This window comes from Selenomonas timonae (genome assembly GCF_014250475.1).
GTDB classification, from domain to species: Bacteria; Bacillota; Negativicutes; order Selenomonadales; family Selenomonadaceae; genus Centipeda; species Centipeda timonae.
Genome location: NZ_CP060204.1, coordinates 812,305 through 832,817 on the forward strand (window position 1 = coordinate 812,305; position 20,513 = coordinate 832,817).

Sequence of the window (20,513 nt, forward strand, 5' to 3'; positions counted from 1 at the left end):
AAAGGACAAATGAGCAAGGTATTCAGATGGTTGCCTTGTTCTTTTTGTGTCTTTGCAATTACGTCGGTGCACGAACTCCATCAACGATAATCCAGCGAAAGGGTGACAGCGTTCATGTTCAATCCTGTGTCGGTCGGCCGTCGCACCCGGTATAGCTATGCGCGCATTAAGGAAGTCATGGAGATGCCGCATCTCCTCGATATCCAGCGTACGAGCTATCAGTGGTTTCTTGAGGTGGGACTCGCGGAGATCTTCCGCGATATCTCGCCTATTCAGGATTTCTCGGGGAATCTCATCCTTTCCTTTGAATCGTTTGCGCTCGGTGAGCCGAAGTACGATCTCGACGAGTGCAAGGAACGCGACGTGACCTATGCCGCACCCCTGCGCGTGAACGTACGTCTCGTGAACCGCGAGACGGGCGAGATCAAGGAGCAGGAGGTCTTCATGGGGGATTTCCCGCTCATGACGGACACGGGCACGTTCATCATCAACGGCGCGGAGCGCGTCATCGTCAGCCAGCTCGTCCGCTCGCCCGGCACCTATTACGGCGTCGAGATTGACACGACGGGCAAGGAGCTCTTCAACGCGACGATGATTCCGAACCGCGGTGCATGGATCGAGCTCGAGACGGATGCAAACGACATTGTGTCCGTGCGCATTGACCGCACACGCAAGATGCCTGTGACCTATCTCATCCGCGCGCTTGGCTACGAGAGCGACGCTGAGATCCGTGAGCTCTTCGGCGACGATCCGCGCATGCTCGCGACGATTGAGCGTGACACGGACGAGGTGAAGACGCGCAGCAAGGCGGTCATCGAGATCTACCGCCGCCTCCGTCCGGGCGAGCCCGCGAACGAGGACAATGCGCGTCAGCTGCTCGAGACGCTGTTCTTCGACCCGCGCCGCTACGATCTGGCAACGGTCGGACGCTATAAACTGACAAAGAAGCTCGGCTGGCGCCGCCGCCTCCTCGGCAAGGTGCTTGCAAATCCTGTCGTTGACAAGGAGTCGGGTGAGATTGTCTTCCCGAAGGGCGAGCGCATCACGGCGGAGATGGTGGATGCCGTCAGCCCCGAGCGCGAAATCGAACTCTTTGGCGAGGGCGAGATCGTCGCCTTTGACGTGCAGAAGGCGGACGGCGAGATCTACCGCATGCTCTGCGCGCCGACGCGTGACTATCAGTTCCGCACAATCACGCGAGAGGATGTCATGGCGGCGATCAGCTATCTGCTGGGTCTCATGGATGGATTTGGCTATACGGACGACATCGACCACCTCGGCAACCGCCGCGTGCGTGCGGTCGGAGAGCTGCTGCAGAACCAGTTCCGCATCGGCCTCTCGCGCATGGAGCGCGTTGTGCGCGAGCGCATGTCGATTCAGGAGACGGAGAGCATTACGCCGCAGGGGCTGATCAATATTCGCCCCGTGGTGGCGGCGGTAAAGGAGTTCTTTGGCTCCTCGCAGCTCTCGCAGTTTATGGATCAGCACAATCCGCTCTCGGAGCTGACGCATAAGCGCCGCCTCTCGGCGCTCGGACCCGGCGGTCTCTCGCGCGAGCGCGCGGGATTTGAAGTGCGCGATGTTCATAACTCGCATTACGGGCGTATGTGCCCCGTTGAGTCGCCCGAAGGTCCGAATATCGGACTCATCGGCTCGCTCGCGAACTATGCGCGCGTGAACCAGTTCGGCTTTATGGAGACACCGTACCGCCGCGTGGACAAGGAGAACCGCCGCGTGACGGAGGATGTCCGCTATCTGACGGCGGACGAGGAGGACGAGCTCATCATTGCGCAGGCAAACGAGCCGCTCGATGAGAATGAGTTCTTCGTCAACGAGCGCGTGACGGCGCGTTTCCACGAGGAGACGGGTCTGCATCGCCGCGACCATGTGGACTACATGGACGTGTCGCCGCGTCAGGTCTTCTCGATTGCAACGGCAATGATCCCGTTCCTTGAGAACGACGATGCGAACCGCGCGCTCATGGGCGCGAACATGCAGCGTCAGGCTGTGCCTCTGCTCAAGACACAGGCGCCGCTCGTCGGCACGGGCATGGAGTACAAGGCCGCGTGCGACTCGGGTGTCATGGTGCTCGCGAAGCACAGCGGCGAGGTTACGGAAGTTACGGCGAATGCGATCACCATCCGCACGGATGAGGGCGCATTTGACAACTATAAATTGCAGAAATTTGTCCGCTCGAACCAGGCGACCTGTATCAATCAGAGGCCGCTGGTCTATGTGGGCGACCGCGTGGCAGAGGGGCAGCCCATCGCCGACGGTCCCTCGACGGACAACGGCGAGCTTGCCCTTGGCTACAACATAATCGTTGCCTATATGCCGTGGGAGGGCTACAACTACGAGGACGCAATTCTGCTCAGCGAGAACCTCGTGAAGCGCGACCTCTACACCTCGATTCACATTGAGGAGTACGAGTGCGACGCGCGCGATACAAAGCTCGGCCCCGAGGAGATCACGCGCGATATCCCGAACGTCGCGGAGGACGCGCTCAAGGATCTCGATGAGGACGGCATTGTCTCGATTGGTGCCGATGTGCGCCCCGGTGACATCCTTGTCGGCAAGGTCACGCCGAAGGGCGAGACGGAGCTGACGGCAGAGGAGCGCCTCCTGCGCGCGATCTTCGGCGAGAAGGCGCGTGAGGTGCGCGACACCTCGCTGCGCGTGCCGCACGGTGAGGCGGGCAAGATCATCGACGTGAAGATCTTCACGCGCGAGAACAACGACGAACTGCCGCCCGGCGTGAACCGCCTCGTGCGCGTCTACATCGCGCAGAAGCGCAAAATCTCGGTCGGCGACAAGATGTCCGGTCGCCACGGCAACAAGGGCGTCGTCTCGCGCATCATGCGTCAGGAGGATATGCCCTTCCTGCCGGATGGTACGCCCGTCGACATCGTGCTGAATCCGCTCGGCGTGCCGTCGCGTATGAATATCGGTCAGGTGCTCGAGACCCATCTCGGCATGGCGTGCCGCGTGCTCGGTCAGCGCATCAAGGCGGGCGATCCGACGGTGGAGGGAGATCTCCGCGCGGCGGGCTATAATTTCGATGCAAATGGGATGCCCATCCCCGACGTGGCGGGCATTCACATTGCAACCCCTGTCTTTGACGGCGCGAGCGATGACGATGTGTTCGGCACGATTCGCGCGGCGGGTCTGCCCGATGACGGCAAGACGGTGCTCTATGACGGGCGCACGGGTGAGCCGTTCGAGAACCGCGTCACGGTCGGCTGCGTCTATATGCTGAAGCTGCACCATCTCGTTGACGACAAGATTCACGCGCGCTCCACGGGTCCGTACTCGCTCGTCACGCAGCAGCCGCTCGGCGGCAAGGCGCAGTTCGGCGGACAGCGCTTCGGCGAGATGGAGGTCTGGGCGCTCGAGGCATACGGCGCGGCGTACACCCTGCAGGAGATCCTGACGGTGAAGTCCGACGACGTGGTCGGGCGTGTCAAGGCATATGAGTCGATTGTCAAGGGCGACAACATCCCCGAGCCGGGGGTTCCGGAGTCCTTTAAGGTGCTCATCAAGGAACTGCAGGCGATCGGCCTCGACATCAAGGTGCTCAACGAGGACGCGAAGGAAATTGCGATTCGCGACGAGGAGGACGAGGACATCGGGGAGAAGGCACGCTCGCTCGAGCTCGATGTCGAGGGCGTCGATGAGACCGGCGCAGCTCCACCCCCTGCGGAGGACTCCTACGATGAGGAGGACGGCGCTGATGAGGGGGGCTCGGACGAGGATCTCATCGCACACATTGATACAGACGAACAAATTTCGGACGATATGGATACGATTCTGCACGGCGGACTCGATGAGCTCGATGCGTCGAACGAGGATGATCTGGACGTCTGATTCTAGGAAGGGAGTGGCATCTGTTGCTGGATGTAAACAATTTTGACTCAATGCGGATTGGACTCGCTTCCCCCGATAAAATTCGTGAGTGGTCGCACGGCGAGGTAAAGAAGCCCGAGACCATCAACTACCGCACGCTCAAGCCCGAGCGCGACGGCCTCTTCTGTGAGCGCATCTTCGGACCGACGCGCGACTGGGAGTGCCACTGCGGAAAGTACAAGCGCATCCGCTACAAGGGCGTTGTCTGCGATCGCTGCGGCGTCGAGGTGACGCGTGCAAAGGTGCGCCGTGAGCGCATGGGACATATCGAGCTGGCTGCGCCCGTCTCGCATATCTGGTATTTCAAGGGCATCCCGAGCCGCATGGGACTCATCCTCGATGTGTCCCCGCGCTCCCTCGAGAAGGTGCTTTATTTCGCCTACTACATCGTCATTGATGCGGGCGAGACGGATCTCAAGAAAAAGGAACTGCTCTCCGAGCGCGAGTACCATGACGCGCTTGAGAAGTATGGCAATACCTTCCGCGTCGGCATGGGCGCAGAGGCAATCAAGGAGCTGCTCGAGGAACTCGATCTCGAGCAGATGAGCGAGCAGCTCAGGAGTGACGTGCGCACGACCTCCGGTCAGAAAAAGGTGCGTGCGATCCGCCGCCTCGAGGTGGTGGAGGCGTTCCGCAAGTCGGGCAATAAGCCCTCGTGGATGATTATGGACGTTGTTCCTGTGATTCCGCCCGATCTGCGCCCGATGGTGCAGCTCGACGGCGGGCGTTTTGCGACATCTGACCTCAACGACCTCTACCGCCGCGTCATCAACCGCAACAACCGTCTGCGCCGTCTGCTCGACCTCGGTGCGCCCGACATCATCGTACGCAACGAGAAGCGTATGCTGCAGGAGGCGGTGGATGCGCTGATCGACAACGGCCGCCGCGGCCGACCCGTCACGGGACCCGGCAACCGTGCGCTGAAGTCGCTCTCGGATATGCTCAAGGGCAAGCAGGGGCGCTTCCGTCAGAACCTGCTCGGCAAGCGCGTCGACTACTCGGGGCGCTCTGTTATCGTCGTCGGGCCTGAGCTGAAACTGCACCAGTGCGGTCTGCCGAAGGAGATGGCGCTCGAGCTCTTCAAGCCGTTCGTCATGAAGAAGCTGCAGGCAGACGGCGCGGCGCACAACATCAAGTCGGCAAAGCGCATGGTTGAGCGCGCGCGTCCCGAGGTCTGGGACGTGCTCGAGGATGTCATCAAGGAGCACCCCGTGCTTCTCAACCGCGCACCGACGCTGCACCGCCTCGGCATTCAGGCATTTGAGCCTGTCCTGACCGAAGGGCGCGCGCTGAAGCTGCACCCGCTCGCGTGTACGGCGTACAACGCGGACTTTGACGGAGACCAGATGGCAATCCATCTGCCGCTCTCGGCAGAGGCGCAGACGGAGGCGCGCGTGCTCATGCTCGCGGCGAACCACATCCTCGCGCCGAAGGACGGCAAGCCCATCATCGTTCCCTCGCAGGACATGGTGCTCGGCTCGTACTACCTCACGAAGGTGCGCCCGGGTGCAAAGGGCGAGGGCAAGGTCTTTACGGGCATTGCAGAGGCACTCCTCGCCTACCAGGAGAAGGTGCTCGATCTGCAGGCGGAGATCCGCGTGCAGGTCGCGGGCTACGGACTCGTCCGCAGCTCTCTCGGTCGTCTCATCTTCAGCGAGATCCTGCCCGATGAGCTTCGTCACTATCGTCAGGATGCGGAGACGGGTGAGTGGAGCCTTGGCGTTCTCATGAACAAGAAGGAGCTCGGCAAGCTCGTTGCAAACTGCTACGATCACTTTGGCGCGACCAAGACCGCTGAGGTCATCGACAATGTGAAAAATCTCGGCTACCACTATGCCTGCATCGCGGGCATGACGGTCGCTGTCTCTGATGTCATCGTGCCGCCGAAGAAGAAGGATATCATCGCGGACACACAGGCACTCGTCAACAAGGTCGAGCGCCAGTTCGGCCGCGGTCTGATTACAGAGGACGAGCGCTACAAGAAGGTTGTCCAGCTCTGGACAAAGGCGACGGACGACGTTGCGGATGCGATGATGGAAAACATGGATCCGTTCAACCCCATCTTTATGATGGCGGACTCAGGCGCACGCGGCAATAAGCAGCAGATGCGTCAGCTCGCGGGTATGCGCGGTCTGATGGCTGACCCGTCGGGTAAGATCATCGACCTACCGATCACGGCGAATTTCCGCGAGGGACTCACCGTTTCCGATTACTTCATCTCCTCGCACGGCGCACGCAAGGGTCTTGCCGATACGGCGCTCCGTACGGCGGACTCGGGCTATCTCACGCGCCGTCTCGTCGACGTGGCACAGGATGTCATCGTTCGCGAGGAGGATTGCGATGTTTCCGCGATCAACCTCCTGCAGGTGCGCGCGCGGCTCGCGGAGTCTGCGTTTGACGCGCTTGAGCTTCTGGTTGACAGCCTGATGGGCAGACTCCTGGCGGCGGCGATCTATGATCCCGAGACGAAGGAAGTGCTCTACCCGCAGGATACCGTCCTCGACGACGAGGTGCTCGAGACCATCGGTGAGCGTGATGTGCGCGAGCTCATGGTGCGCGGCTCTTCCGTGAATGTGGAGGGCGCCGTCAGTAACGCAATGGTGACGGAGAGCATCACACTTGGTGAGCCGGATGCGAAGAAGCGCAAGAAAGCGCGTGCGGCGATTGTTCGCGAACTCAGCGGCAAGGAGGTTGTGCGCGAGGCCGTTCTTGATGACGGCACTGTGCTCGCCGCCGCGAGTGAGTTCCTCACGGACAAGTCGGTCGAAGCCATCATCGACTCGGAGCTGCATGAGCTCCATATCCGCAACAACAACGTGCGCGGTATTGAGGTCGAGGCGATCACCGAGGGCACGGGCGTCATTGAATCGCTTGCTGACCGCATTGTCGGCCGCGTGCTCGCGGAGGACATTGTGGACGAGGCAACGGGTGAGACGATCGCACATATCAACGACCCCGTGGACGAGGCTCTCGCAAAGCGGATCGAGGGCGTGCGCAAGCGCGTTTCCATCCGCAGCGTGCTGACCTGTAAGTCACAGTTCGGTGTTTGCATGAAATGCTATGGCCGCGACCTCGCCAATCAGGCAGAGGTCGAGATCGGCGAGGCGGTCGGCATCATTGCCGCGCAGTCGATCGGCGAGCCGGGCACACAGCTCACGATGCGTACGTTCCACTCGGGCGGTGTCGCAGGTGATGATATCACCCAGGGTCTGCCGCGCGTCGAGGAGCTCTTCGAGGCACGCAAGCCCAAGCACAACGCGATCATCGCGGAGAACGAGGGTGTTGTCTCGATCGAGGATACGGGAAAGGGGATGCGCACGGTCACGATCACGCCCGAGGGTGGTACACCGCGTGAGTATGCCGTGCCGTTCGGCGCACGCATGGCGGTGCGCGACGGTGTCGTGTTGAAGCCCGGTGACAAGATCACCGAGGGTTCGATCAATCCCCATGACATCCTGCGTGTCTGCGGTCTGCAGGCGACCCAGCGCTACCTCGTCTACGAGGTGCAGAAGGTCTACAAGTCGCAGGGCGTTGAGATCAACGATAAGCACATTGAGGTCATGGTGCGGCAGATGCTGCACAAGGTCAAGATCGAGGAGTCAGGCACGACGGAGTTCCTGCCCGGCGAGTACATTGAGATCAATGCGTTCGAGGCGGCGAATACAAAGGCAATCGAGGAAGACGGCGAGCCCGCTGTGGCAAAACCGATTCTGCTCGGTATCACAAAGGCGTCGCTCGCGACGGACTCCTTCCTCTCGGCGGCATCCTTCCAGGAGACCACGCGCGTCCTCACAGACGCCGCGATCAAGGGGAAGATCGACCCGCTCGTCGGACTCAAGGAGAACGTCATCATCGGCAAGCTCATCCCCGCAGGCACGGGCATGACCCGCTACCGCAACCTCGACATCGTCGACTTTGCACCGCAGGTTGTGGAGGAAGCCGAGGAGGAAGAGATCGTCGAAGAGGTACACGAAGAGGTTGATCTCTCGCGCTTGGAGCAGCTGACAAATTGAGTGGTTGCAATCTGATTGTGAAAGTGCTATACTGTGCCTAGGAAAAATGACATGAATATTTTCCAGGGCGACACAAAAAACCGGCAGGTGCGACTGCCGGTTTTTCTATTCCGTTTTTAAGGTGGCTTAGACCTTAGGTTGGTTGCTCCTACTTAGGATCTCTGTCCAACCATTTGCAAATGAAGTAGGATACAACACTTGCCGCGACAGAGACTAGGAATGACATGAATATCTCCATGTGGACGACCCCCTTTCTGTTGCCAGTATGGGGGAAGCAACCTCTAGAGTATAGCGTAGAAACATCTGTTTTGTCATTAAGAACTTCCTCGTCGAGTGATGTCTACCGATTCTATAAAACAAGTTGACGAATCTCTCCATTCGCTGTAAAATACCAACGAAAAGGAGAGATTCTAATGACAACACGCGATGATAAATTCTTTTCCGTACGCAATACCACGCGTATGGCTCTCTGTATCGCGCTGATCTGTGTGAGCGCGTACATTGCAATCCCCGTGCCGTTCATGGCGCCGCTGACGATGCAGACCTTTGTCATGTGTCTTGCCGCGCTTGTTCTCACACCGCGCCAGACGGCGGTCGTCCTCGTCGGCTACACCGTGCTCGGTGCGATCGGTCTGCCCGTCTTTGCGGGCGGCGTCGGCGGACTCGGCATCATCTTCGGCCCGCGCGGCGGCTTCTTTATCGGCTTTCTGCTTGCGTACACGCTCATGAGTATGCTGAAGGGACGCGAGCCGTCCTTCGCACGTTATGCCCTCGTCGGAACACTCGTGAGCGTACCCGTCACCTACCTCGTCGCAACGCTCTGGCTGACAATCCTCTTCGGGGATAAGTTCGCCGGCATCGTCGCCGCCTTTATGGCGCTCGTGCAGTACATCCCGGGCGACCTCATCAAGGCAGTCGCCGCTGCTGCGCTCGGAGTGACGCTCAACAGACGGCTGCGGTATCTCTGAAGTTTTGCTTGATACACAAAAGCGGCTTCCACACAGATGCGTGGAAGCCGCTTTGCTATTCCGTGGAACTTAGGGAAGCACTGATAAATTCAGCCACGCCATCTTAGCGTATCTTTTTTGCCCGCTTTTTGTCGGCAAATCCTCCACATAGCTTTGGCTATGCGTCCGGTTTGCCTCCTCAATCGGACAGAAAAATCTACGCCAATCTGACGGACTTCATTTTATCAGCGATTCCTTAGCTCTTTGGTGTCATATCCTCCGCCGTGAGCGTGCCCGCCTTGGCGCGGTCGGCGAACTCCGCCGTCGCAGTGAAGAGGACGTCGGTGGAGCTGTTGAGCGCGGTCTCGCAGGAGTCCTGCAGCACACCGATGATGAAGCCGACACCGACGACCTGCATCGCGATGTCGTTGCCGATGCCGAACGAGGAGCAGGCGACGGGGATGAGGAGTAGCGAGCCGCCCGCAACGCCCGAAGCGCCGCATGCGCCGATCGTGGCGATGAGGCAGAGGAGGAGCGCCGTCGGCAGGTCGACGTGGATGCCGAGCGTGTTTGCCGCTGCGAGCGAGAGGATGGCGATCGTGATCGCCGCGCCGCTCATGTTGATGGTCGCACCGAGCGGGATGGAAATGGAGTAAACCTCGGGATTGAGCCCAAGCCGCTTGCAGAGCTGGAGGTTGACGGGGATATTCGCCGCCGAGCTGCGCGTGAAGAAGGCGTAGATGCCGCTCTCACGTAGCGTCGTAAAGACGAGCGGGAACGGATTGCGGCGGATGTGCATCCAGACGATGATGGGATTCATGATGAGGGCGACGGAGAAGAATGCGCCGAGCAGGACAGCAAGGAGCTGGAGGTAGCTGATGAGGGCATCCACGCCGCTCGTACCAACTGCGTCAGCGACAAGTCCCATGATGCCGAACGGGGCAAAGCGGATGACCCAGAGAACGATCTGCGTCATGACGACGGCGAAGTCGCGCACGGTGTTCTTGGTCGTCGGGCTTGCCTTCTGCAGGGCGATTCCTGCGAGGACGCTCCACGCGAGGATGCCGATGTAGTTCGCGCTCGCAATCGCATTGATCGGGTTGTCGACGACCTTGAGAATGAGGTTGTGAACGACCTCGACGATGCCGCTCGGCGGCGCAACGGTCGCGTCCGCCACGACGAGATGCAGCGTGGACGGGAAGGCAAAGGAGAAGGCGACTGCTACAACAGATGCGAGGAAAGTCGCAATGATGTAGAGACGCACGATGGGGCGCAGCGCTGCACCCGAACCAACCGTGCGCTGCGCCATTGCATTCATGACGAGGACGAAGACGAGGATCGGTGCAACGCCCTTCAGTGCGCGGACGAAGACATCGCCGAGCACGGCGACGATGGGAATGAGCGCGGGCGCGTAGAGCGCGATGAGGATACCGATGATGAGTCCGACCGCGATGAGCTTGATGAGGGCTGTCTCGCGGTACTTGCGGCTGATGTTGCTGAGCAAATGGATTCCTCCTTTTGGTTGGATAAAAATATGCCCCATTATAACAGAATGGGGCATATTTGTCACTCTTTTGTCAGGGTATACATATCTGAGGGGAGTCTTGTACAGAGGTGCGAGTCCCACGCGAACACACAGCCGCCTCACAGTGCAGCAGCGGCTATTCCGCCGTCTCTTTCAGCTCCTTCAAAAACCGCCCAACGGCATCCTCCCACGGAGGGAGGCGGTGGAAGCCCGCGTCGTCAAGCGACTTCTTGCTGAGGCGCGAGTTCTTCGGGCGCGTTGCCTTCGTTGGGTACATATGCGAGGGGACGTTCGTGACGTTGACATTGATGCCCGCCTGACGGAAGATCTCGCGCGCGAATTGCGCCCACGAGCAGAACCCCTCGTTCGTCGCGTGGTAGATGCCGTACTTTTCGGACTCAAGTATGTCCGCAAGCAGCGGCGCGAGGTCACGCGTATAGGTGGGCGAGCCGATCTGATCGTTGACGATGGAGAGAATTTTATTGGTTTTGGCAAGCTGCAGCATGCTCTTGACGAAGTTCTTGCCATGCAGACCAAAGACCCACGAGGTGCGCACGATAAAGTATTTGTCGAGATCCTGCTGCACAGCCTCCTCGCCCGCGAGCTTCGACGCGCCGTAGACGTTGTGCGGGGATGTGAGCGCGTTCGTCTCGTGGGGCGTGTCGCCTGTGCCGGGGAAGACGTAGTCCGTGCTGATGTAGAGGAGCTTCACATCGCGTTCGCGTGCGAGGCGCGCGAGAATCTCCGTGCCTGCCGCATTGATTTTGCGGCAGAGCGAGGGCTCGTCCTCCGCCTGATCCACGGCAGTGTATGCCGCCGCATGCAGGATGGCATCGGGTTCGACCGCTTCGAGGACGGCGCGCATGACGTTCTCGTCGGAGAGAGGGAAGAGCTCCGAGGAGACGCCGTGTACCTCGTGCCCGCGCGCCCTGCACTCCTCCACGCAGTCGTGACCCAGCTGTCCCGTTGCGCCTGTGATGAGGATCTTCATAGCAATCCATCCTTTCTGTATCAATACATCATCGCATACAATATCACAACATACATAAAATACAAATTCATTGTATCATAAAAGACGCCGCCCGTGTAGTACATAGGCAGCGTCTTTTCATATATTTTATGCAGTTTCGTCATGAACGATCGGGATCGTGAGCGTGATCGTCGTACCTTCGTCGACAGCGCTCTTGAGTACGATCTTGATGTCGTGGCGCTCGGCAATCCAACGCGCAATGGAGAGCCCGAGTCCCGAGCCGCCTGTCTCCTTCGCGCGCGAGGAGTCAACGCGGTAGAATCGGTCGAAGATGCGCGCCTGATGTTCGGGTGCAATGCCAATGCCGTCGTCGGTGAGTGTCACCGTGACCGCCGAATTGTCCGGTGTGCGGATCGAGTAGGCGTGGATGTGACCGCCGGGGGGCGTATACTTCAGACTGTTCTCGAGGAAGATGCGCAGCAGTTGGCGCAGGAGCACGGGATCCGCGCTCACAGTCACAGGATCATTTCGTCCGAGCGTGACCTCGTGAGAGGTTGTGACCGTCTGCATCTTCTCCATCGTATCGGCGAGGAGCTCCGCGAGATCAACATCCTCCTTGTTGACTGCCTGCCGCTTCTGGTCGGCACGCGCGAGGAAGAGCAGCTTTTCGATGAGCTGCTGCATATTCTCCGCCTCCGAACGGATGGAGGTGATGCCCTCGTCGAGGATGTTCTTGTCCTCGCGCCCCCAGCGCGAGAGCATGTCGGAGTATCCAAGGATGACCGTGAGCGGTGTGCGCAGCTCGTGCGATGCGTCGGAGACGAAACGCTGCTCCTGTTGGAAGCCTTCCTGCAGGCGATCAAGCATGCGGTTGAACGTACGCGCGAGCTCCGACAGCTCATCGCGAGCACGTGGCACATCCAGACGCCGTCCGAGACGTTCCACCTCGATGCTGCGCGCCGTCCAGGTGATCTCGCGGATGGGTTTCAGGATACGTCTGCTGATGAAATGACCTGCAAGGAGTGCGAGCACAAAGCATCCGGCAACCGTGTAGAAGAGCAGTCGCTGCAGGGAATTGAAAAAGTCCGTTTCCGTTGTGATCGTGCGGAAGAAATGGATTTGATAGGGAATACCGTCGTACTCAATGTTGCGCCGCGCATGATAGACGGCACCGCCCTTGAACTCGGAGACCTCCATATCGGGATTTGCCCAGATCGGCGTCGAGATTCGGCCGCTCTCGACCGTTTCAATCGAGGGGAAATGCGCATCCGTATCGAGCACAACACGCCCCGAACGATCTGTAATACGTACGATGACACCCGGTATGACGGGCCCTTCGAACCAGAATTTTGCCTCTGCCGCATTGCCGCTTTCGATATTGCTCATCACGTGGCGTATACTGCGGTCGAGATCGACCTCCGCCTGCCGATAAAAATAGATGTACGCGCCAATCCCCAGAATCGCCGTCGAGAGAATGAGTACGAAAAAGAGGATTGCCGCGTACAGCAGGGTGATCTTTGTAGAAATGCGGATGTAGAAATAGCGGTCGATCCAGCGGGCGAGGCGCGAATTAGTCGCGGACAACATACCCGACGCCCCGCACCGTGTAGATGTACTTCTTGTTGAAGCGGTCATCCAGCTTGGCGCGCAGGTATCGGATGTAGACGTCGACCACATTGGTCTCGCCCGTATAGTCGAAGCCCCATACCTCCTGGAGGATCTGATCGCGCGTCAGCACCGTGCGCTTGTTGCGCAGCAGGTACTCGAGCAGATCGTATTCGCGTTTTGTGAGGGCGACGGTCTCGCCGTCCACCTGCACCTCGTAGCGCGAGAGGAACATGATGAGATTCTTTACCGTGAGGCGGTCGGACGCATCCTCGGTCGAGATGTCACGACGGCGCAGAGCGTTGCGCAGACGTGCGAGCAGCTCGGGTACGGCAAACGGCTTCGTGATGTAGTCGTCCGCACCGATGTCCAGCCCCTCCACGCGATCCTCCACGGCATCGCGTGCCGTCAGCATGATGATGGGCACGTTCGAGACCGTGCGGACACGGCGGCAGATCTCAATGCCGTCCATGCCAGGCAGCATGACATCAAGCAGGATAATATCGAAATTCTCCTGAATGATGCGTTCATAGGCGCGTGTGCCGTTGCCCTCGGTCTCCGCCTCGAACCCCTCGTGCTCGAGCTCCATCTGCAGGAACCGCGCAATGCGTACCTCATCCTCGACAATGAGGACACGTGATTTTTCTTCCATATCTATCCACCTCGTCATTCCTTGTTTCTGTCCCTACTATATATGAATGCAGGGAAAATGAAAAGTCAAAAATGAGAAATATAATCGAAATTTTAAGAGTGGGGGTGTTTTCATAACCCTAACTTGACAATGCAGCGTCCGTGCCGTATAAACAAAAGAAGAAAATACAGCGGAGGAATGACAGTGACAGGAAAGCTCTATCTCTGTGCGACACCCATCGGCAATCTTGGTGACATCACCTATCGTGCCGTAGAAATGCTGCGCGCGGCGGATGTGATTGCGGCCGAGGACACGCGGCACACGCGCGGACTCCTTGCACACTATGACATCCATACGCCTATGACGAGCTATCACGAGCACAACAAGGAGGAAAAGGGCGCAGAGCTCATCGCACGGATGCGGGCGGGGGAAACGGTTGTCTGTGTCAGCGACGCGGGACTGCCAGGCATCGCCGACCCCGGCGGCGACCTCGCGCGGCGTGCAATTGCGGAGGGCATCCCCGTCACGCCCCTGCCGGGCGCGAACGCCGCACTCTCTGCGCTCATCTGCGCGGGACTGCCGTTGGAGGGATTCACTTTCGTCGGCTTTCTCCCGCGCAAGGAGAAGAAGCGGCGCGAGGTTCTGGCGCGCGTTGCGGACTATCCCGAGACGCTCATCTTCTACGAGGCGCCGCATCGTCTCAAGGAGACACTTGCCGCTCTCGCAGCGGCACTCGGCGCACAGCGGCGTGTGTGCGCCGCACGCGAACTGACGAAGAAGTTCGAGGAGTTCCGCCGCACGACACTCGGCGACCTTCTCGCACACTATCGGGAGCACGAGCCACGCGGCGAGTTCGTGCTCATCGTTGCGGGCGCGGACGAGAATGTCGTGAGTACTGCGGATGCGGAGGAGGAGCTGTCTCTCACGGAGCGTTATGCCGCACACATCGCCAAAGGTTTGGACAAGAAGGAAGCCATGCGCCGCACCGCGCAGGAGCTTGGTATCTCACGGCGAGATGTGTATCAGGCGGTACTGGCGGGGGACGTTTGAGCCTTGCGATTTTTTTGTCGTTGTTGTATAATTTTCTAATCACGATTATTATAATCGTGATTAGAAAGATGGTGATGCTGTGTTTATTGGTCGTGCACGTGAGCTGGATTTTTTACAGGAGCGCTATGACTCGGAACGCGCCGAGCTCGTCGTGCTCTATGGACGGCGGCGCATTGGAAAAACAGAGCTCCTGCAGCAGTTTGCACGGGATAAGGCTGCCGTATTCTACGCCTGCACGGAGTGTACCGATCAGGAGCAGCTTGCCCGCTTTTCAAAGCGCATCTTGCAGACAGGTCTCCCTGCGGCGCGGTTTCTGACCTCGTTTTCGGATTGGGAGACGGCACTCAGGAGCATACAGGATGTTCCATCCGAGGGGAAGAAGCTTCTCATCATCGACGAGTTCCCCTATATGTGCGCAAGCCGTCCCGAACTGCCGTCCATCCTGCAAAATCTTTGGGATCATGAGCTCTCGCGTGCAAACGTCATGCTCATTCTCTGCGGCAGTGCGATGAGCTTTATCGAGAACGAGCTGCTCGCCGAGCGGAATCCGCTGTATGGACGGGCGACGGGGATCTACAAACTGCTGCCGCTGCCCTTTGTAAGCGTACGGCAGTTTTTTCCGCAGTACAGTGTGGAGGATCAGGTCGCAGCCTATGCGATTCTCGGCGGCATTCCCTACTATTTGATTCAGTTTCAATCCGAGAAATCCCTCGAAGAAAATATCCGCACGAACATCCTGCAAAAGGGCTGTGTGCTCTACAGCGAGGTGGAGTTCCTGCTTCGACAGGAGCTGCGCGAGACGAGTGTCTACAATGCCATCATTGAGGCGGTGGCACTTGGCAACAACACACTGGCACTCATCCACAGCAAGACACAGATTGAGAAAACGAAGATCAGCGTCTATCTGAAGAACCTCATGGAGATCGGCATTATCGAGCGCGAGTTTTCTGTGCTTTCCACTGTAAAGGAGCGTGCGGGCAGCGGACGGGGACTGTATCAGCTGACCGATGCGTATTTCCAATTTTGGTACGCCTTTCTCTACGGCAGCCACTCGGAGCTTGAGGCGGGCGATGTGGCGGGCGTGTGGCAGCATCTCATTGTGCCGCAGCTTCATGAATTTGTTTCGCGCACCTATGAGAAGATCTGCATGGAGTATCTGCGTTCGTGCAATCAGGCGGGGACGCTGCCCTTTCACTTCATCAAGATCGGGCGATGGTGGGAGAAGGTCACGCATATCGCAGATGGGAAAAGACGCACCGTATCGGAGGAAATCGACATTGTCGCCGCAGATCGCGCGGAGCGGAATTTTTTGCTCGCGGAATGCAAATTTCGCCGTGCTTCCGCCGATCTTGACGTACTCCGACAGTTGCAGGACAAATTTCCGCAAAAGAAATATCATGGAAACTATCACTATATGATCTTTTCCTTCTATGGCTTTACCGAGCGACTGCGCGATGCTGCTGCACGGGAGAATGTGCGGCTCGTGTCCGGGGCGGACTTGTAGATGTTATGGATACGCTTTAAGGCACGATATTGAAAGCGCGGCGTCACTGTGCTACTATAAAGTGAAACTGATTGAAACGAGGCGTTATTATGAGCGAAAAGACACCATTTTACATCACTACACCGATCTACTATCCGAGCGCGAAGCTGCACATCGGGCACGCCTACTGCACGACGGTCGCGGATACAATTGCGCGGTTCAAGCGGCTCGCGGGCTACGATGTGTTCTTTCTGACGGGCTCGGATGAGCATGGGCAGAAGATCCAGCAGGCGGCGGAGAAGGAGGGCGTGACGCCCCTTCAGTACGTCGACCGCATTGTCGCGGGCTTTCAGGAGCTGTGGCGGCTGCTCGGCATCTCCTACGACGACTTCATCCGCACGTCGGAGGAGCGTCACCACGAACTCGTACAGCATATTTTCCAAAAGATCTACGATCAGGGCGATATCTACAAGGGCGCGTACAAGGGGCTCTACTGTACGCCTTGCGAGAGCTACTGGACGAAGCTGCAGCTCGACGAGAACGGCTGCTGCCCCGACTGCCACCGTCCCGTGCAGGAGGTCGCAGAGGAAGCGTACTTCTTCCGCATGAGCAAGTACGCGGATCGTCTGCTTGCGTACATCAACGAGCACCCCGATTTCATCCAGCCCGTCTCGCGCCGCAACGAGATGATTGCGTTCATCGAGCAGGGCCTCGAGGATCTGTGCGTCTCGCGCACCTCGTTCGACTGGGGCATCCCCGTGCCGTTCGACCCGAAGCACGTCGTCTATGTCTGGTTCGATGCGCTCACGAACTACCTCACACCGATCGGTTATATGCACGACAAGGAAAAATTCAACCACTACTGGCCGGCGGACGTGCATCTCGTCGGGAAGGAGATCGTGCGCTTCCATACCATTATATGGGGTTGTATGCTGATGGCACTCGGCATTGACCTGCCCAAAAAGGTCTATGGGCACGGTTGGCTCATCGTGGACGGGGCAAAGATGTCGAAATCCGTCGGCAACGTGGTCGATCCGATCGCGCTCATCGAGGAGTTCGGCGCGGATGCCGTGCGCTACTTCCTGCTGCGCGAGATCACGCTCGGGCAGGACGGCAATATCTCGCGCGACACACTCATCGGGCGTATCAACTCGGATCTTGCGAACGATCTCGGCAACCTGCTGCACAGAACCCTTTCGATGGCAAAGAAGTATCGGAAGGGCGTCATCACGAAGGGCGCGGGACACACGGAGTTTGACACGGCGCTCGAGGACATGGCGGCGGCGACGCTCGCAGACTATACGGAGCAGATGGAGCAGATGGAGTTGTCCGCCGCAATCAAGACCGCATGGGCACTCATCTCGCGCACGAACAAGTACATCGACGAGACCGCACCGTGGACGCTCGCCAAGGACGAGGCGAAGGCGGCAGAGCTCGACTCTGTACTCTACCATCTCGTCGAATCCCTGCGTATCACGAGCATTCTCATCTCGCCGTTCCTGCCTGTGACTGCGCGACGTATTCACGAGCAGCTGGGCTTTACCTCGGACTTCGATACGGTGCAGCTTGCGGACGCCGCATGGGGCGGAACGCCTAACGGACATACAGTCGGCACGGCGGAGCAGCTCTTCCCACGCATCGAGATCGCATGATGACGAGATATATTGATACGCACGCCCACCTCTACGACGAGCGCTATGACGAAGATCGTGCGGAGATGATTGCGCGTGCGGAGGAAGCGGGTGTCGCGCAGATCATCAGCATGGGGGATACGATGGCGGCGTCCGCGCAGGTGGTCGCGGATGCGGAGGTGTATCCCGCACTCTACGCTGCCGTCGGCATCCATCCCGAGAGTGCCGCACCGCTCACAGATGCGGATCGCTCACAGCTCCTCGCATGGGCAGAGCATCCGAAGGTCGTTGCCATCGGCGAGATCGGCCTTGACTACTACTGGGAGAAGGATTCCGCGCAGCGTGCCGTGCAGCGCGAACTTTTCCGCGCACAGCTCGATGTGGCGCGCGCGGCGCATCTGCCCGTCTGCATCCACGACCGCGACGCGCACGGAGACACGCTTGCCATTCTGCAGGAGGCGGGACGTGACCTCACGGGCGTGCTCCACTGCTTTTCGGGGAGCCTCGAGACGGCGCGCGAACTCTGGAAGATGGGATACTATATCGGCATCGACGGGCCGCTCACGTTCAAGAACGCGGCGAAGCTCCCCGACATCGTGCGCGAAGCGCCGCGTGAGCTGCTGCTCATCGAGACGGATAGCCCCTATCTTGCACCCGTGCCGAAGCGCGGCAAGCGCAACGAACCCGCCTACGTCGTGCACGTCGCGGCGAAGATCGCGGAGATCCGCGGCGAATCCGTGGAGGAGGTCGCCGCCTATACGACGGAGAACGCGCGGCGACTCTATCCGAAACTTGTTTGATTCTGTTCTTTCGTAAAGCATCGCCCTGTGCATGGAGGAATCCTCCGTGCGCAGGGTTTTTACATGGGACAATTTTCCCTAAAGTGGTGAATAAAATGAGAAAACAGCTCTCAATTTTAGACCAAATCCCATTTTTCATGAAAAATTCAGCTTGAAGTGGGAAAATGCCGTCAGCAAAGGGGGAATTCTATGCAGTGGAAGAAGCTTGGACAGCTGATTCAGACAAAGAAGAACACGATGTTCTGTGCCACGCTGGCAGGTATGATGTTGCTCTCCAGCGGATTCACGATGAACGGCCTGCCGAAGAACCTGCAGCGCGTGAGCGTGCACGTTGACGGTCAGACCATCACCGATATGACGGTGCAGACGAGACCCAATGATATTTTTGAGAAATTGGGCGTAAAACTCGGTGCAAAGGACAGCTACGAGGTGTTCCACAGCGAGGACGAGCGCCATACAGAGATTTCCGTACGACGTGCCGTTCCCGTGAGCATTACGTTCTGGGACGATACGCAGGCGGTCATGACGAGTGGGCGTACGGTCGGCGATGTCATGGCAGAGTACGGCTATAACCCGAATGAGGTCGATGTATCTCCGTCTGCGGATACGCCGGTCACGGCAGACCTCCACATCCAGCTCACGGAGAACGAGCAGGCTGCCGAGCAGCGCCGCGCACGTGAGCGCGAGGCAGACCGCGTCAGCCGGGGCATCCCGCGTTACCGCGCAGCCTATACGATGCACGCATCGGCCTACCTCCCGAGCGATGGGGGCGGCAGCGGTATCACGGCGACCGGCATGGTCGCACGCCACGGTGTCGTTGCAGTCGATCCGAACGTGATCCCGCTCGGCTCGCGCCTCTACATCCCTGGCTACGGCGAGGCAATCGCCGCCGATACGGGCGGCGCAATCGTCGGCAACACGATTGATCTCTGCATGGAGAGCTATGACGAGGCGATCCAATTTGGCCGCCGCAACGTCGAGGTTTATGTCATCGATTGATGAAAATTATGCAAATGAGGAATCACTGTGAGATAATTCACGCAGTGATTCTTTTTTTGTTGACAAGACGCGTTTTCGGTGGTACTATTCTATCGTACCATAAAAACTAAATATGTATTGGATCAAGTGCAGAGGTTTTGCCATGCAGAGCCTCAATTGCTTCATAGGGAATCCGGTTCAATGCCGGAGCGGTCACGCCACTGTAACAGGGAGTGATTCCGCGCGCCGACCTCCCGTCGGCAGTCACTGGGGAGAGATCTCTGGGAAGATGCGGAAGAACGATGAACTGAAGCCAGGAGACCTGCTTGATTAACAATCACCGATTGACCTGCGAGTGATGGGGATGGAGATTTTGCGGATTCGTTCGCCTCGAGAAAGAGTTTGACCTATGAGATCAAACCATATCGGGAACTGAGTAACGATACCGAAAAAGCCCGTTCTGCGCACCGTGGAATGGGCTTTTTCTTATCCATATACACGGGTGCATGAACGATCCTGAGGAGATCTGTGTGCATGTGAAACAAATCCCATGCCCAGAGATTTCCCCGGGATGAAGGAGTATGCGCTCCTTGGGGAAACATTGCTCATCTTTTCAGTTCTCGTTTTGCCCTTTTATTAGGGCGCGCTCTGAGGGTGGAAGCTCAGAGCGATTTTTTTTCAAGGAATGCAATTCCGTGTATGATGTCAAATAGCCATCCGTGCGAACTCCACGCAAACGCCTCGTTACGCAAGCGGTCGGACACTTATCTGCCTAAATACCTGCGGACTTCTTAAACGCGCGCTGCGCGCTTGAACGAAAGAAATCCGCAGGGGGCAGAACGTGTCCTCGCTTCCGCTTGCTCCACTAGGGTTTGCTTTGGAGCATCGCACAGATTGCCACGAACACATCTCCTTCCTGGACAGAATTGCTTTACTTTTGTGTTAGTTCATAGAACTAGCAGAGCCTTCCCGCAATA

General features: G+C 58.5%; 12 protein-coding genes and 1 riboswitch. Of the genes, 8 read left to right on the top strand and 4 right to left on the bottom strand.

Annotated features, from left to right (window positions below; all coding sequences use genetic code 11):
* The first annotated feature begins 114 nt into the window (after window positions 1-114).
* From rpoB to H1B31_RS03850, 3 genes are all read left to right on the top strand, one after another.
* Window positions 115-3,864 carry a DNA-directed RNA polymerase subunit beta gene (gene rpoB / locus H1B31_RS03840; RefSeq protein ID WP_185980962.1) on the top strand — a complete coding sequence of 1,250 codons (3,750 nt, stop codon included), beginning with the start codon at window positions 115-117 and terminating at the stop codon, window positions 3,862-3,864.
* 50 nt (window positions 3,865-3,914) lie between these two features.
* Complete coding sequence (gene rpoC / locus H1B31_RS03845) at window positions 3,915-7,916, top strand: DNA-directed RNA polymerase subunit beta' (protein WP_185981222.1); 4,002 nt, start codon at window positions 3,915-3,917, stop codon at window positions 7,914-7,916.
* Between the two features lie 413 nt (window positions 7,917-8,329).
* On the top strand, window positions 8,330-8,884 hold the full coding sequence (locus H1B31_RS03850; RefSeq protein ID WP_185980963.1) for a biotin transporter BioY: 555 nt from the start codon (window positions 8,330-8,332) through the stop codon (window positions 8,882-8,884).
* Window positions 8,885-9,119: 235 nt separating this feature from the next.
* Here H1B31_RS03850 and sstT read toward each other — a convergent pair whose 3' ends face one another.
* From sstT to H1B31_RS03870, 4 genes are all read right to left on the bottom strand, one after another.
* Complete coding sequence (gene sstT, locus H1B31_RS03855) at window positions 9,120-10,367, bottom strand: serine/threonine transporter SstT (protein WP_037346309.1); 1,248 nt, start codon at window positions 10,365-10,367, stop codon at window positions 9,120-9,122.
* Between the two features lie 157 nt (window positions 10,368-10,524).
* Window positions 10,525-11,379, bottom strand: coding sequence for a dTDP-4-dehydrorhamnose reductase (gene rfbD, locus H1B31_RS03860; protein ID WP_009440873.1), 855 nt, complete (start codon window positions 11,377-11,379; stop codon window positions 10,525-10,527).
* Window positions 11,380-11,505: 126 nt separating this feature from the next.
* Window positions 11,506-12,945: a sensor histidine kinase gene (locus H1B31_RS03865; protein ID WP_009440875.1), complete on the bottom strand. Its 1,440-nt coding sequence runs from the start codon at window positions 12,943-12,945 to the stop codon at window positions 11,506-11,508.
* Entirely contained in the window at window positions 12,929-13,615 is a 687-nt protein-coding gene (locus H1B31_RS03870) for a response regulator transcription factor (protein ID WP_037346312.1), read from the bottom strand. The genes H1B31_RS03865 and H1B31_RS03870 overlap by 17 nt, the downstream gene beginning before the upstream one ends.
* A 177-nt stretch (window positions 13,616-13,792) precedes the next feature.
* Here H1B31_RS03870 and rsmI point away from each other — a divergent pair, with 177 nt between their 5' ends.
* The 5 genes from rsmI to H1B31_RS03895 all read left to right on the top strand — a co-directional run bounded on the left by rsmI (window position 13,793) and on the right by H1B31_RS03895 (window position 19,557).
* Window positions 13,793-14,644, top strand: a complete 852-nt coding sequence (gene rsmI, locus H1B31_RS03875) for a 16S rRNA (cytidine(1402)-2'-O)-methyltransferase (RefSeq protein ID WP_185980964.1) — start codon at window positions 13,793-13,795, stop codon at window positions 14,642-14,644.
* Between the two features lie 79 nt (window positions 14,645-14,723).
* Window positions 14,724-16,148 carry an ATP-binding protein gene (locus H1B31_RS03880; protein WP_185980965.1) on the top strand — a complete coding sequence of 475 codons (1,425 nt, stop codon included), beginning with the start codon at window positions 14,724-14,726 and terminating at the stop codon, window positions 16,146-16,148.
* 89 nt (window positions 16,149-16,237) lie between these two features.
* Window positions 16,238-17,779 carry a methionine--tRNA ligase gene (gene metG / locus H1B31_RS03885; RefSeq protein ID WP_185980966.1) on the top strand — a complete coding sequence of 514 codons (1,542 nt, stop codon included), beginning with the start codon at window positions 16,238-16,240 and terminating at the stop codon, window positions 17,777-17,779.
* Window positions 17,776-18,558 (top strand): TatD family hydrolase, encoded by a 783-nt coding sequence (locus H1B31_RS03890; protein ID WP_185980967.1) that lies wholly within the window; start codon window positions 17,776-17,778, stop codon window positions 18,556-18,558. The genes metG and H1B31_RS03890 overlap by 4 nt, the downstream gene beginning before the upstream one ends.
* A gap of 189 nt (window positions 18,559-18,747) precedes the next feature.
* Window positions 18,748-19,557 carry a G5 and 3D domain-containing protein gene (locus tag H1B31_RS03895; RefSeq protein WP_185980968.1) on the top strand — a complete coding sequence of 270 codons (810 nt, stop codon included), beginning with the start codon at window positions 18,748-18,750 and terminating at the stop codon, window positions 19,555-19,557.
* Between the two features lie 107 nt (window positions 19,558-19,664).
* Window positions 19,665-19,880: riboswitch (cobalamin riboswitch) on the top strand.
* Window positions 19,881-20,513: the final 633 nt, after the last annotated feature.